Origin of the sequence: Flavobacterium silvisoli, from assembly GCF_004329815.1 — a bacterium.
Classification (GTDB): domain Bacteria; phylum Bacteroidota; class Bacteroidia; order Flavobacteriales; family Flavobacteriaceae; genus Flavobacterium; species Flavobacterium silvisoli.
The window spans coordinates 36,098-49,175 of sequence record NZ_SJPE01000012.1; the positions used below are offsets into that span (position 1 = coordinate 36,098).

Consider the following 13,078-nt stretch of genomic DNA (forward strand, 5'->3'; position numbering starts at 1 on the left):
GTATACTCCTGACCTTTGTTAGTACTTCTTGGATTTTAGAATTCAAAATCAAAATAAAGACTGCTTTCGGTAACGGTGTCAGTGATTGACTCTCCTTTTAATACTGTGCCTTCAGGACTGATTAGTTTTAAATTGATTTTCCAATAACCGGTCATGGTTAATGACATCTTACCGATATATAATTCGCCGGGAGCGGTTTGAGTGGCCGCCACATTATTAGGCGAACCGTGATTACCCATACTTGGCATGCGTGGATCTATTTCTAAAGAATAACCGTCAGCAACCGGAAAATGCATCATATCCTGCATTTTGAAAATGCCTACAATTATATCGTTCACCGCTACTTTGGGATGGTGCGGTTCGGCATAAGCCACTATGTATTTTACGCCGTCGGTACCGGTAAAGCTATTCACTCTTCTATCGGTAGAAGCCGGCACATCGATTACGTCTTTTGCAGTATAATCAGTTCCGTCAATGGTATAATTGATTTGTAAATCCCAGTATTCTGTAGCGTTTTGCGCCATCTGAAAAACAATGTATCCTTCATACAAGGTACCGGAAGGTGTCACTTTTTCTACTTCAGAATACGGACAAGCGTGGGTCATCATGTTCATGTGCATTAAAGGCTGCCAAGTTACTGAGGCATTTTTGATGTAGTTTCCGGTGGTTTTGTCTTTGATGCGTATAGAGATTTCGTTATACCCTTGTTGCAGGCCTCCCAAGTGGGAATACAATTCGATGACATGCGTATCATTAGTCATTTCCTGAAATTTGGAAATATTAGCCAATTCATCCACAACCGGTGAATCACTGCTGCTGGAGCATGAAGTTAAAGACAATAGTAAAGCTGTGGCTGCTGTAGCCATAATGTTGTATATGCGTTTCATTTTTTTGTTTGTTTACATTAATATCATGCCTGTCGGAATTATAATCCGATAGGTTTTGGACATAACTGTCCTGTCAAAAAGCCTTAGGAACTCATTGACTCTTCAAAACAATTAATTAAACAGCGGGCGGATGGAACACACTTCCTGCAGTAGTATAATCATAGAGATTGGTGTAGTGTGTGTTTACTTTGAAAGATGGATTCCCATATACTTGAGGCACTTCACAAGGATGAAAGTACAAACAGAAAAAAGTTTCGGTTTCCTGAGAAGTACCCTTTTTAGTTGGCGTAAGCGGCTTTTCGTTTTCGGCTTCTTTGGCCAGTTGTTTCATCAAGTGACATTTTCCGTTACAGTGCATCTCGGGTTTGGCTTTATTGACACAAAGCACTTTGGAGATGTAGTCATAATTAACAATGTAGTCAACCACCGGAAAGACCGGTTTGAGCAACATGATTAAAGCTATTATGATTACCGTTTTTTTCACGGAATGAAACTTGTTTTAGATTTCGGTAAAAACTAAACGAATCTCTTATTGGGTCTATACTAAAAGAGCATACTGTAGTTTTACAGGGCAAATGTAGTGCGTTAAAATTTGATTTTTGTATGACTATAGTCATATTTTTAGTATTTTTATAACTACTAATTTTGTAAACCAAAGCCAAAAAAGCCCTATAAATGAGGCTTTCAAGGCTAAAAACACTTAAAATCAACATGCAAATAGATCTAGATTTACTCTTTACCTGGGGTGCCATAGCTAAGGAATATAAAAAAGGAGAAATGATTTTTTGTGAGGACGAAATGGCTAATTTTTATTATCAAATTATTGAAGGAAGTATTCGTATGTTCAATTCAAACGATGAAGGAAAGGAATTTACTCAAGGGTACTTTACCGATGGGCAAAGTTTTGGCGAACCTCCTCTGTTTATAGATGAAAAATATCCCTCAACAGCGGTAGCTTTTCAGGATTCGAAAATCATCAAACTTTCCAAAGATAAATTGATTAAGATTTTAGACGAATATCCGGCTGTACAAAAGAAGTTTTTGAATTTAATGTGCCGACGCATCCACTCGAAAGCACAAACCTCAAAAGACATCATCAATCAGAAACCTGAGTTCAGGATTTTGGCTTTCTTAAATGCGCACAAAAAAGAAAAGAACTATCATGAAAAAGAACTGATTCCGTACACGCGACAGGAAATAGCCAATTTTACGGGATTGCGGGTAGAAACAGTCATCAGGGCGTTATCAAAAATGAGTAAATGTAAAAAAGTGGATATCATCAATCACAAAATATATTACTAATGAACTTTAACAGTAAGTTTTGGTTAAAATTTTCACTAATCAATCTGCTGATTGTTGCCCTACTGGGACTTTTGATGCGTTATAAAATCGGATTTGAATTTCCTGTTTTCAATCAAAAGAGTCTGCAACACTCCCACTCCCATTTTGCCTTTTCAGGTTGGATTAGCCATACTCTAATGGTTTTAATGATTGCCTACCTGAGTAAAAAAAATCAAGCCTCGCTCAGTTTAAACAAATACAATTATATCCTGACAGCCAATTTAATCTGTGCTTACGGCATGCTCATCTCGTTTATCATACAAGGCTACGGAGGCTTTTCCATCACATTTTCCACTGTTACGTTGTTTATTTCTTATGCTTTCGGTTATACTTACATAAAGGATTTAAAAAAATTGCCTACTGACGATTTGAGTAAAAAATGGTTCTCGGCGGCTGTTTTTTTCAACATTATTTCTTCTATAGGCACTTTTGTTTTGGCCTACATGATGATTAATAAAAATATCCATCAGGAGGAATATCTGGCTTCTATTTATTATTATCTGCATTTTCAATACAACGGCTGGTTTTTCTTTGCCTGTATGGGGCTGCTGTACGGATTCCTGAATTTGAAAAAAGAAGAGAATGCGTTTTTTGACACTACTTTTAAGTTGTTCTTTTTTTCCTGTATTCCTGCCTATTTCTTATCTACCTTGTGGGCCGATTTACCGCCGTGGTTGTATGCGCTAACTGCTATTGCAGCCCTAGTACAAGTGTTTGCCTGGTATAAGTTTTTATTGATTATCATCAGAACTAAAAGAGATTACCTAACTAATTTCCCCTATTTTTTGCGCTATATTTTGCTGTTTGTGGCCTTTGCCATGAGTGTAAAAGTATTGCTTCAGCTGGGCTCAACCATACCATCGGTCAGTAAGCTGGCTTTTGGTTTCCGACCTATAGTGATCGCCTATTTGCATTTGGTTTTATTGGCCATCATCAGTTTGTTTATCTTATTTTACATCTATGCCAATCACCTTATCCACAGCAATAAAAAAATTAAATTGGGAGTGATTATTTTTTCAGTTGGCGTGCTTCTCAATGAAGTTATTTTGGCAATTCAGGGTGTGGCTTCGTTTAGTTATACTTTAATTCCGTACGTAGACAAGTTGCTTTTCGGAGCAGCCATTGTTTTAGTTTCGGGTATAGGATTAACAGCTATTTACTCGATAAAAAAAGTAAAAACAGCCCTTAATTTATGACTCAACTCATAAAATAACCATTTCATAATTAGGTACTTTGTGTGTATAAACCAAGTATTTATTATCATGAAAAAATCAATCCAAACCTTGTTATTTGCCGGTCTGTTAGTAGCTTTCAGTTGCAAACAAACCGACCAAGCCCCAACCGAAACCACAACAGAAGCACAAGCCACCGAACAACCTTCAGGACAATCGGGTGTGAAAGACGAAACCTCGAGTCCAAACATTGTACAAACGGCCGCAGGCAGCAAAGACCACACGACTCTGGTGGCTGCAGTGAAAGCCGCTGATTTAGTTGATGCCTTAAGCAATGCCGGTCCTTTTACCGTTTTTGCGCCAACTAATGCCGCTTTTGACAAATTGCCGGCCGGAACCGTAGACGACTTATTGAAACCGGAAAACAAAGAAAAACTGAAAAACATCTTAGGTTACCATACCTATGTTGGCTCTCTTAAAACAGAGTACATGCAGGATGGTCAGGAGTTTGATATGGTTTTTGGAGGTAAAGTGAAAATCACTAAAAAAGGCGATAAAACTTTTGTCAACGGTTCAGAAATAGTAGCTTCAATACCTACTTCTAACGGAATCATTCACGTTATTGGAGATGTATTACTGCCCAAATAAAGTTTAATTATTAGTTCAAATAAGTTGCATTTTTTTATGGAAAGCGCCGGTTTTTTTTTGAATCAGCGCTTTTTTTTTGTGATTTGAATCATAAGAAAACCAAAGCGCATTGCTTCTATTTGTAGTGTTATATAACAGTATTCATCTTATGAACATGTCATTTAGATACGGTCTGATTCTGGTAGCGTTACTATCATTATTTGCTCTTTACAATGCCATTATTTACAGTTCAACTTCAGATTATGGTAAAGTATCTTTATCCGAAAAAGCTTTGAATGGAGAGCAGGTTTGGTTGCAAAACAATTGCAATGCCTGTCACCAGCTATATGGTTTAGGGGGATATTTGGGACCCGATTTAACCAACGAATATACCCGAATTAATAACGAAGCTTACCTGAAAGCCATGATTAACAGTGGTGTGAAAGTAATGCCTAAATTCAATTTCAGCACAACACAACTGAACGATTTGATTCAATTTTTAAAAGAAGTAGACCAAACCGGCTATTACCCAAACATGGAAGCCGTAACGAGAGCTTACGGTTGGGTAAACCTGAAATACAAAACTCCTTTACATGAAAAGTAACCACTATCCCTTTTATTTTATAGCCACTGGTTTAATTTGTTTAGTGATAGGCATATTGTGCGGGCTGTTGGCCGGATTTCAATATATAGTCCCCAACTTCATCAAATCAGTTTTACCATTCAATGCGCTGCGACCTTTGCATACTTTGTTTGTGGTGTCCTGGATTTTGTTGGTGGCGATTGGTGGTATTTACTACTATCTCAATTTGAATTTTCAAAACAACAAAGTTAATTTCAAGTTCATCAAATGGCATTTTTGGTTATTTTTAGTTACCGGTTTAGGCATCATTTATGCGTATTTGGGTAAACAATTTGAAGGTAAAGAATACTTAGAATTTCCGAGTTATTATTATTTCCCGATTGTGCTTGGTTGGATACTGTTTGGAATCAATTACTTCAAAATTACGCTTTCGCATTACACCTTTTGGCCGGTGTATTATTGGATGTGGGGCACCGGAATTTGTTTTATGATTTATCATTTCACCGAAGCTCATCTTTGGTTATTACCTTATTTCAAAGGTCATTTTATACAAAACATTGCTTTGCAATGGAAAGCCGGAGGTTCTTATGTGGGTTCCTGGAACATGTTGGTTTACGGAACTTCATTATTTGTCATGGCTAAAATAAGTAACGATGACCGTTACGCTAAATCCAAAAAGGCCTTCTTCTTTTACTTCCTGGGGTTAACCAATCTAATGTTTGGTTGGGCCCACCACATATACATCATACCCACAGCGCCCTGGATTAGATATGTAGCTTACGCTATCAGCATGACTGAATGGGTGATTTTGTTTTCCATCATATACGACTGGAAAAAGAGTCTATCCGTTCAAATTATAATCAAATATTCTTTGGCTTATCGTTTTATGAAGCAGGCTAATTTTTGGGTATTTTTAAACATCATTCTGGCGTTGCTGATTTCTATCCCGTCATTGAATATTTTTACCCATGGAACGCATATCACTGTTGCTCACTCGATGGGAACCACCATTGGAATCAACACCATGATTTTGCTGTCATCGGTAACTTATATACTTGAATCGACCGGACTAATTGCTGCAACCATTACCCGTAAAATTGAAAAGAGTTTGACGTTTTTTGCCGTTGCTTTCTTCGGCTTTTGGTTGACCCTATTGGTTTTGGGAGCTAAAAAGGGATATTGGATGTTCTTCGGACAAAGGCTTTCTTTCGGGGAGTTTCAGGATTCACTCCGCGGCATGTACATACTGTTTTTTCTTTTCGGAATCGGGATGGCCATTGGGTTGTACCGCATTGTTTTCTCATTGTTGCGAATCATTAATTCACTAGTCAGTATCAATCCCGAAAAACAACGTTAAAAGCCGCATTGGTTTTGATTTGTTCAGCTTTAATTTTTAACGAAGCCGGCAAAGGAGCTAGAGTTTCCACATTATTTCTGAAAAACTGCAAGTAATATGTCCCCGTGTAGTGATTGGCCTCCAAATAAGCCATCATTTCGCTTAACTCTTCGTTAGAAATTAATTCAGAGTGATAGGTTGTCCGGATTTCAAATGGGACAGTACTCTTTTGCAACACCTGAAACGATTCTTCAAAACCAAAAAATAAATCCGATTGGGTAATTTTCTGAAACTGACCTTTAACCGCTTTAAAATCCAAAGCTACATAATCAATAAGTTGTTCATTAATCAGTTGTTTTAAAACATCGGGGCGCGAACCATTCGTATCAATTTTAACTGAAAACCCCATAGCTTTGACGGCTTTGATTTGTTCAACAATGTGTTTGTGAATCAAACATTCGCCACCGCTAAACACTACTGCATCAAGCAAACCTTGGCGCGATTGTAAAAAAGAAATTGCTTCAGGAAAAGTTACGACACCTTTTCCTAAAACAATTTCCGGATTATAACAGTATAAACATCTCATATTGCAGCCGGCATACCAAAAAATGCAAGCCGATTTGTTGGGAAAATCCAACAATGTAAAAGGAGTTATACTGTAAATAGACATGCCTATTTATTACATTCTCTGAAATGAACCCTTTGTTTATGCTCCCCCTTTTTACCAATATTAAAACTCTCTACCGGTCGGTGATAACCCATAACCCGGGTATACACTAAACATTTGGTTCGCAATAACTGGTTTGTTGCTGAAATTTCATTAATCTGTGTTTTCATATTTAATTTGGTTTTGGTTTTCTAAAATGGCTTCGTCACATTTCGGGCAATATTCGTGTTCGCCGTTCAAATAGCCATGTATTGGGCAAACACTGAATACAGGAGTTACTGTGATGTAGGGTAATTTGAATTTAGTCAATACTGTTCTGACAAAGTTTTTACAGGCTTCGGCGCTGCTGATACGTTCGTTCATGTACAAATGCAACACAGTTCCGCCTGTATATTTGCACTGCAATTCATCCTGCATCAATAATGCTTCAAACGGATCCTGCGTATAATCGACCGGGATTTGAGAGCTGTTGGTGTAATAAATGTTTTCACCGCTACCGGCTTGGAGAATATTAGGAAAACGCTTCTTATCTTCTTTGGCAAAACGATAAGTTGTGCCTTCGGCAGGAGTGGCTTCTAAATTGTAAAGGTTGCCGGTTTCTTCCTGAAATTCTTTCATGCGATTGCGAATATGATCTAAAATTCTCAAACTGAAATCATGACCAAAATAAGTGGTAATATCCTCATTGTCATCGGTAAAATTCCGCACCATTTCATTCATTCCGTTAACTCCTATTGTTGAAAAATGATTTCTGAAATGTGGCAAATAACGTTTAGTATACGGATACAATCCGCGATCGTACATTTCCTGTATGAACTGACGTTTCTTCTCCAAAGTTGACTTAGCCAACAGCATTAATTTGTCTAACTGTTGCAACAATCCTTCCTCATCTCTTTCATACAAATACCCCAATCGAGCCATGTTGATTGTTACTACTCCAATGCTTCCGGTCATTTCCGCACTGCCAAAGAGTCCGTTGCCGCGTTTGAGTAACTCTCTCAAATCAAGTTGCAAACGGCAGCACATGCTGCGCACAGCATTGGGTTTGTAGGCATTCGGATTTTCTATGCGCTCTCCTTCTTCGTTCAAAATATATTGACTGCCGATAAAGTTTTGGAAATAAGAAGACCCTATCTTGGCTGTATTTTCAAAAAGCAATTCCGTGTTTTCTCCGTCCCAATCAAAATCTTCAGTGATATTGACAGTCGGAATTGGAAAAGTAAACGGTTGTCCGTTAGCATCTCCCTCGGTCATTACGGTATAATAGGCTTTGTTGATCAGATTCATTTCGGGTTGAAAATGCTCATAACGCATATCTGCAAGCGATGCTACTCCGCGCTCTTTAGCCCTTTCTAAGGTATTTTTGTCATTAATGGTTTCAAATAGATGACGGTCATTTTTAGTAGGAACTTGTTCTTTCAAATCGCTTGGAACCACCCAATCCAAGGTGATGTTAGTAAACGGTGACTGTCCCCATCGTGCCGGTACATTGAGATTGTAAACAAAACTTCGGATGGCTTTGAGTACATCATCAAAGGATAAATTGTCCTTGAAAACGTAGGGAGCCAAATAGGTATCAAACGAACTAAAAGCTTGTGCACCTGCCCATTCGCTTTGCAGTATGCCCAAAAAATTAGCCATTTGTCCCAAAGCTTCTCTGAAATGGGACGGTGCCTTACTTTCTACCCTGCCTCTGACGCCGTTAAAACCATCATTGAGTAAAACCCGCAAACTCCAACCGGCACAATATCCGGTCAGACAATCCAAATCATGAATGTGGATATCCCCGTTGCGGTGCGCATATCCTTCTTCTTTTGAATACACTTTATCCAGCCAATAGTTAGCTATGATTTTTCCGGCCACATTATTCACTAATCCGGCATTAGAATAGGATGTATTGGCATTGGCATTAATACGCCAATCGGTTTGCGAAATGTACTCTTCGATGGTTTGGGTGCTGTCTACATAAGTAGTATCGTCATTCAAACCCTGTATGTGTTCCCGTTGTAATTTTCGGGTGTGCCGGTACAACATGAAAGAACGCATTACTGTAAAGTATTCTTTTTCAAAAAGTACTTTTTCAATAATATCCTGAAGCTCTTCGACAGCCCAGGTATTTTTGCCCTCTGTGGCACTGATTACTTTTTCGAAAACCGTTTCATCAAACGGTACCGAAACACTGTCAAAACTTTTTACTATGGCATCTTTAATTTTATAGCCGGCAAAAGGTTTGTAATCACCATTTCTTTTGATAACATATCGTTCCATGTTACAAAAGTTTACAGTAGTGATTGAGTCAATTTATCGAGAACCGTGAATTGTTTTTCCAACATTTTAGCACCCGGAAACAGTATGTTGTTTTCCAGATGAATGTGCTTGTGCAAATCGGCTTCAAACTCTTTCAACATAGCAAAAGTTACTCTGTAAGTTTCACAGGCATCGGCCGGCGGTACATAATTGTTGGTTAATTCGGCAATTTTAGCAAATCGTTCGCCTTCAATAGTGTGCTCTTCCTGCATCATAGCAATCGGATTATCCACAGTACCAAAATGAGGCACGGTGATTTCCTGATTGTTTTTTTGAGCATTGAGCATCTTTTTGATGAACGGAAATAAAATAAGCTCTTCTTTCTTCATGTGTTTGGCCAACTCGCCTGCTCCTTCAACAAACAATTTATTGATTTCAAACAATTCCGGATGACGGCCACCATGCACCTTGCAGAGTTTGTCTAAAAACATGAAGAGTACCGAAGATTTTTCTTCTACATAACGGTGGTGTGTTTTTTCGATGTAGTCGATTAACAAATCCAAAGGCCAGGATTTAAAATCGATTCCCCCATCGTTGGTTGATTGCATTACTGACGTAATTTCATCTTCTAATACCTTGGAACTGATTTGTTTTTTTTCGCAGGCTTCGGCTAAAGTTCGGTTTCCTTTGCAGCAAAAATCGATTCCGTATTTTGAAAATACCGCAGCTGTTCTGAAATCGTCAGCCACGTACTCTCCTATCGTTTTTTTGTTTGTAGTTTCCATTTTATATGTGTTTTAATTTACTCCAATATTACGCACTTATGGAGGTTGCCAAATATGATTAAAATCATATAAAAGCTTAGTTTTCAGTATTTATTTTGCATGAAACTTCAAATAGTTATTCATTTTTTAATATTGAACCATATCTACTTATCAAACAACATTATGCAAGAATTAAAAGAAAAAATACTGACTTTGAAAAAGGTCAAAAATGCTGTGATTTTGGCACATTATTATCAGGAGCCCGATATACAGGAAATAGCCGATTATGTGGGCGACAGTCTCGGATTATCACAGGAAGCCGTTAAAGCTAAAGCTGATATCATTTTGTTTGCCGGGGTGCATTTTATGGCCGAAACTGCTAAAATCCTGAATCCCAATACCAAAGTGATTCTTCCCGATTTAAAAGCCGGTTGTTCATTGGCAGAATCCTGTCCGCCTGACATTTTTAAAAAATTCATAGAAGCGCACCCGGATCATATTGTTATCACTTATGTCAATTGTTCGGCCGAAATTAAAGCGCTGAGTCATTTGGTTTGTACTTCTTCTAATGCGGTTAAAATTGTTGAATCGGTACCCGAGAACATTCCGATTATTTTTGCTCCCGATAAAAACCTTGGGCGTTATATTGAACAACAAACCGGCAGAAAAATGGTGTTGTGGGATGGTTCCTGTGTGGTGCATGAAGCATTTTCGTTAGATAAATTGATTGCGTTACATCAAAAACACCCTAATGCCAAAATCATTGCGCATCCCGAATCTGAAACACATATATTAAAAACCGCTTCTTACATTGGATCTACCTCGGGTATGATTGATTTTGTAAAAAGTAATCCGTCAAACGAATTTATAGTTGCCACCGAAGCCGGTATTTTATACAAAATGCAACAGGAAGTACCCCAAAAGCTATTGATTCCGGCTCCATCTGTAGAAAACAACACTTGTGCCTGCAGCGAATGTGATTTCATGAAAATGAACACCTTACAAAAGGTGTACGATTGTTTAGTTAACGAAAGCCCCGAAATCACAATTCCGAATGCCATCCAAAACAGAGCTCTGATACCTATTGAACGCATGCTTGAATTATCGCACCAATGATACAAACCGATTATTTAATTATAGGCTCAGGCATTGCCGGACTCACCTTTGCCCTGAAAACAGCCGAACGTTTTCCCGACAGATCGATTACTATTGTTACAAAATCGACTGCAGATGAATCTAATACCAAATACGCTCAAGGCGGTATTGCAGTAGTTCAAGGCAACAGTGATGATTCGTTCAAAAAACACATCGAAGACACGCTCATTTGCGGTGACGGTTTATGCGATAAAGCAGTGGTTGAAATGGTCGTAACCGAAGGTCCTAAACGCTTGCAGGAACTTATAGACTGGGGAGCCCGTTTTGATAATAATGCCGAAGGACATCTCGATTTAGGTCGTGAAGGCGGCCATTCCAAAAACCGGGTGGTGCATTACAAAGACCAAACCGGATTAGAGATTGAAAGAGCTATTTTGCTACAAGTACATAAAACCCGTAATATCATAGTTTATGATTTTCATTTTGCGCTGAATTTAATTACCCAAAATGACACTTGTCTGGGTGCCTGCGTACTTAATGAACAAACCCATGAAGTGCTGACATTTCAATCAGATTATACGGTGTTGGCTACCGGAGGTATTGGCCAATTGTACGGTCATACCACTAATCCGGCTATAGCTACCGGAGACGGTATTGCCATGGCTAATCGGGCGGGTGCTGCAATTAAGGAAATGGAATTCATTCAGTTTCATCCCACGGCTTTATACAATCCAAATTCAAGCTCAACGTTTTTAATATCTGAGGCCGTTCGGGGTTTTGGCGCTTATTTACGAACCAAAGTCGGTCGCCGATTTATGTTGGATTATGATGAAAGAGGCGATCTGGCTTCGAGAGATATTGTATCGCAAAGCATTGAAAAAGAATTAAAAAGATCAGGTGATGCCTGTGTTTACTTAGATTGCACGCATTTGAACAGTTCCGATTTTAAAAATCATTTTCCGATGATTTACGAAAATTGCCGTCTTTTAAACATTGCTATTGAAAAAGATTGGATTCCGGTTATGCCTGCTCAACATTATTTGTGCGGAGGAATTTCGGTGAACCAAAATGGTCAAACATCTGTTACCAACTTATTTGCCTGTGGTGAATGTGCCCGAACCGGATTGCATGGCGCCAACCGTCTGGCTTCCAACTCGCTACTAGAGGCTTTGGTGTATGCGGATAACATTTACCGGTTTTTAGCTGAAGTAAATGAAAAAAAACAAGCCATTAACTGTATTATTCCGGAATGTAAATCTAATTACGGTCCGCCGATGGATATCGATTTTTTATCAAAACTAAAATCCGAATTGCAATTGTTGATGCAGCAGAATGTGGGAATAGTGCGCAACGATACCGATTTATTTCGAACCCAAATGCAACTTAAACTTTGGCAAAATCAAGTTTCAGGTTTGGAGCGAAGATATAGAATCAGCAAAGAAATTTACGAATTGAAAAATATGATTAATGTTGGGATTCTCATTGTTGAGCAATCCATCAAAAGGCAGGAAAACAGAGGTGGGTTTGTGAAAGAATATAAAAAATTACAAGCCGCCGATTCTGACTAGACTTCCCAGTACCAACATGGCCACTCCTATAACGGTGACTAAAATAATTTGAAATGCCGCTTTGGGTAAATCTTTTGAAGTCAATTTAGGGAACAGAAAAAGCTGGGCATTAACCGCCAGTCCTACGGTTATCAACAGCAATATTAATTTAAGCGAAACTACCCTTTCGATAGCATTAGAAAACGAAAACCATTTGGTAAATGTGACATCATAATCATAAGCCATCAATATGCCCGTCAGTAATAAAACAACTAGTGCAGGCATACCTATAGGCTCAAATTTATTTTTGAAATTTTGTATCGCGGTTACTTCTTTTGACTTTATGGCTTCGGGCAAAAATCTAAGAGAAAGAAATAAGTGTCCCCCAACCCAAATTGAGGCGGCCAGCAGATGAAGCACTAATAAGACGTGATGATACATTAATTTAGTGTTTTATACATCATTAGAGAAGCAATATTCATAGCTCGGTTTTTAATTTCTTCAGCCTTTGGTCCTTCAAAAAGTTTATCTACGGTAGCGTTGAACAAAGAAATCCAGTGCTGAAAATGCTCTTGCGTCATCGGACTCTTTTCGTGTAACTCTTTGTGTTTCATCATGGGATTTCCGTTATAGTTTGCGGTACAAAATAATATATTCTCCCAAAAGTTGTACATTTTCGGCAAATGAGCTTCCCAGTTAACTTTTGCCACTTCGGTAAACAAATAGCCGATTATCTCATCGGTTTTGACTTTGTTATAAAAAGCATTGACCAGTTTTTCAATATCTTTTCGGTTTCTTATATCAGTTTTCAT

The 13,078-nt window shown here is 38.4% G+C and carries 15 protein-coding genes; 7 read left to right on the forward strand and 8 right to left on the reverse strand.

Translation table 11 applies throughout. The features are described from left to right. Positions 1-35: 35 nt before the first annotated feature. Positions 36-887 carry a hypothetical protein gene (locus EZL74_RS10135; RefSeq protein ID WP_240034587.1) on the reverse strand — a complete coding sequence of 284 codons (852 nt, stop codon included), beginning with the start codon at positions 885-887 and terminating at the stop codon, positions 36-38. 115 nt (positions 888-1,002) lie between these two features. After that, the gene (locus tag EZL74_RS10140) at positions 1,003-1,371 is read right to left on the reverse strand and encodes a hypothetical protein (protein WP_240034588.1); all 369 of its coding nucleotides are present in this window, start codon (positions 1,369-1,371) and stop codon (positions 1,003-1,005) included. Positions 1,372-1,598: 227 nt separating this feature from the next. Here EZL74_RS10140 and EZL74_RS10145 point away from each other — a divergent pair, with 227 nt between their 5' ends. The 5 genes from EZL74_RS10145 (at position 1,599) to EZL74_RS10165 (ending at position 5,967) form a co-directional block, all read left to right on the forward strand. After that, entirely contained in the window at positions 1,599-2,189 is a 591-nt protein-coding gene (locus EZL74_RS10145) for a Crp/Fnr family transcriptional regulator (RefSeq protein WP_131476496.1), read from the forward strand. Further along, positions 2,189-3,424, forward strand: coding sequence for a hypothetical protein (locus EZL74_RS10150; protein ID WP_131476497.1), 1,236 nt, complete (start codon positions 2,189-2,191; stop codon positions 3,422-3,424). The genes EZL74_RS10145 and EZL74_RS10150 overlap by 1 nt, the downstream gene beginning before the upstream one ends. Positions 3,425-3,490: 66 nt before the next feature. Next, complete coding sequence (locus tag EZL74_RS10155) at positions 3,491-4,048, forward strand: fasciclin domain-containing protein (protein WP_131476498.1); 558 nt, start codon at positions 3,491-3,493, stop codon at positions 4,046-4,048. A gap of 154 nt (positions 4,049-4,202) precedes the next feature. Then, positions 4,203-4,631: a c-type cytochrome gene (locus EZL74_RS10160; RefSeq protein WP_161971725.1), complete on the forward strand. Its 429-nt coding sequence runs from the start codon at positions 4,203-4,205 to the stop codon at positions 4,629-4,631. Further along, positions 4,621-5,967, forward strand: a complete 1,347-nt coding sequence (locus EZL74_RS10165; protein WP_131476500.1) for a cbb3-type cytochrome c oxidase subunit I — start codon at positions 4,621-4,623, stop codon at positions 5,965-5,967. Before EZL74_RS10160 ends, EZL74_RS10165 begins: the two co-directional genes overlap by 11 nt. On the opposite strand, the gene EZL74_RS10170 is transcribed toward EZL74_RS10165, so the two are convergent. The 4 genes from EZL74_RS10170 to ric are packed head-to-tail and all read right to left on the reverse strand — an operon-like array spanning position 5,945 to position 9,645. Further along, positions 5,945-6,616 (reverse strand): anaerobic ribonucleoside-triphosphate reductase activating protein, encoded by a 672-nt coding sequence (locus EZL74_RS10170; protein ID WP_131476501.1) that lies wholly within the window; start codon positions 6,614-6,616, stop codon positions 5,945-5,947. The two genes, EZL74_RS10165 and EZL74_RS10170, sit on opposite strands and share 23 nt — an antisense overlap. Before the next feature lie 2 nt (positions 6,617-6,618). Then, on the reverse strand, positions 6,619-6,783 hold the full coding sequence (gene nrdD / locus EZL74_RS13305; RefSeq protein WP_131476502.1) for an anaerobic ribonucleoside-triphosphate reductase: 165 nt from the start codon (positions 6,781-6,783) through the stop codon (positions 6,619-6,621). Beyond that, entirely contained in the window at positions 6,767-8,881 is a 2,115-nt protein-coding gene (locus EZL74_RS10180; protein WP_131476503.1) for a ribonucleoside triphosphate reductase, read from the reverse strand. Before EZL74_RS10180 ends, nrdD begins: the two co-directional genes overlap by 17 nt. 11 nt (positions 8,882-8,892) lie before the next feature. Continuing rightward, positions 8,893-9,645 carry an iron-sulfur cluster repair di-iron protein gene (ric, locus tag EZL74_RS10185; protein ID WP_131476504.1) on the reverse strand — a complete coding sequence of 251 codons (753 nt, stop codon included), beginning with the start codon at positions 9,643-9,645 and terminating at the stop codon, positions 8,893-8,895. 162 nt (positions 9,646-9,807) lie between these two features. On the opposite strand from ric, the gene nadA reads away from it, so the two are divergent. Both nadA and nadB read left to right on the forward strand, forming a co-directional pair. Continuing rightward, a complete protein-coding gene (nadA, locus tag EZL74_RS10190) occupies positions 9,808-10,740 on the forward strand; it encodes a quinolinate synthase NadA (RefSeq protein WP_131476505.1) in 933 nt (310 codons plus the stop codon). Beyond that, a complete protein-coding gene (nadB, locus tag EZL74_RS10195) occupies positions 10,737-12,287 on the forward strand; it encodes an L-aspartate oxidase (RefSeq protein WP_131476506.1) in 1,551 nt (516 codons plus the stop codon). Before nadA ends, nadB begins: the two co-directional genes overlap by 4 nt. Here nadB and EZL74_RS10200 read toward each other — a convergent pair. Together EZL74_RS10200 and EZL74_RS10205 are read right to left on the reverse strand one after the other, a co-directional pair. Next, positions 12,264-12,707: a CopD family protein gene (locus EZL74_RS10200; protein ID WP_131476507.1), complete on the reverse strand. Its 444-nt coding sequence runs from the start codon at positions 12,705-12,707 to the stop codon at positions 12,264-12,266. The genes nadB and EZL74_RS10200 overlap by 24 nt on opposite strands. Continuing rightward, complete coding sequence (locus EZL74_RS10205) at positions 12,707-13,078, reverse strand: group III truncated hemoglobin (protein ID WP_131476508.1); 372 nt, start codon at positions 13,076-13,078, stop codon at positions 12,707-12,709. The genes EZL74_RS10200 and EZL74_RS10205 overlap by 1 nt, the downstream gene beginning before the upstream one ends.

What these genes read in the sequence shown, in the direction of transcription:
- nadB (WP_131476506.1), top strand. Translation starts at nt 10,737, where the DNA reads ATGATACAAACCGATTATTTAATTATAGGCTCAGGCATTGCCGGACTC.
- EZL74_RS10135 (WP_240034587.1), bottom strand. Translation starts at nt 887, where the DNA reads ATGAAACGCATATACAACATTATGGCTACAGCAGCCACAGCTTTACTA.
- EZL74_RS10180 (WP_131476503.1), bottom strand. Translation starts at nt 8,881, where the DNA reads ATGGAACGATATGTTATCAAAAGAAATGGTGATTACAAACCTTTTGCC.
- EZL74_RS10170 (WP_131476501.1), bottom strand. Translation starts at nt 6,616, where the DNA reads ATGTCTATTTACAGTATAACTCCTTTTACATTGTTGGATTTTCCCAAC.
- EZL74_RS10205 (WP_131476508.1), bottom strand. Translation starts at nt 13,078, where the DNA reads ATGAAAACTGATATAAGAAACCGAAAAGATATTGAAAAACTGGTCAAT.
- EZL74_RS10145 (WP_131476496.1), top strand. Translation starts at nt 1,599, where the DNA reads ATGCAAATAGATCTAGATTTACTCTTTACCTGGGGTGCCATAGCTAAG.
- EZL74_RS10200 (WP_131476507.1), bottom strand. Translation starts at nt 12,707, where the DNA reads ATGTATCATCACGTCTTATTAGTGCTTCATCTGCTGGCCGCCTCAATT.
- EZL74_RS10155 (WP_131476498.1), top strand. Translation starts at nt 3,491, where the DNA reads ATGAAAAAATCAATCCAAACCTTGTTATTTGCCGGTCTGTTAGTAGCT.
- ric (WP_131476504.1), bottom strand. Translation starts at nt 9,645, where the DNA reads ATGGAAACTACAAACAAAAAAACGATAGGAGAGTACGTGGCTGACGAT.
- nrdD (WP_131476502.1), bottom strand. Translation starts at nt 6,783, where the DNA reads ATGAAAACACAGATTAATGAAATTTCAGCAACAAACCAGTTATTGCGA.
- EZL74_RS10150 (WP_131476497.1), top strand. Translation starts at nt 2,189, where the DNA reads ATGAACTTTAACAGTAAGTTTTGGTTAAAATTTTCACTAATCAATCTG.
- EZL74_RS10165 (WP_131476500.1), top strand. Translation starts at nt 4,621, where the DNA reads ATGAAAAGTAACCACTATCCCTTTTATTTTATAGCCACTGGTTTAATT.
- EZL74_RS10160 (WP_161971725.1), top strand. Translation starts at nt 4,203, where the DNA reads ATGTCATTTAGATACGGTCTGATTCTGGTAGCGTTACTATCATTATTT.
- nadA (WP_131476505.1), top strand. Translation starts at nt 9,808, where the DNA reads ATGCAAGAATTAAAAGAAAAAATACTGACTTTGAAAAAGGTCAAAAAT.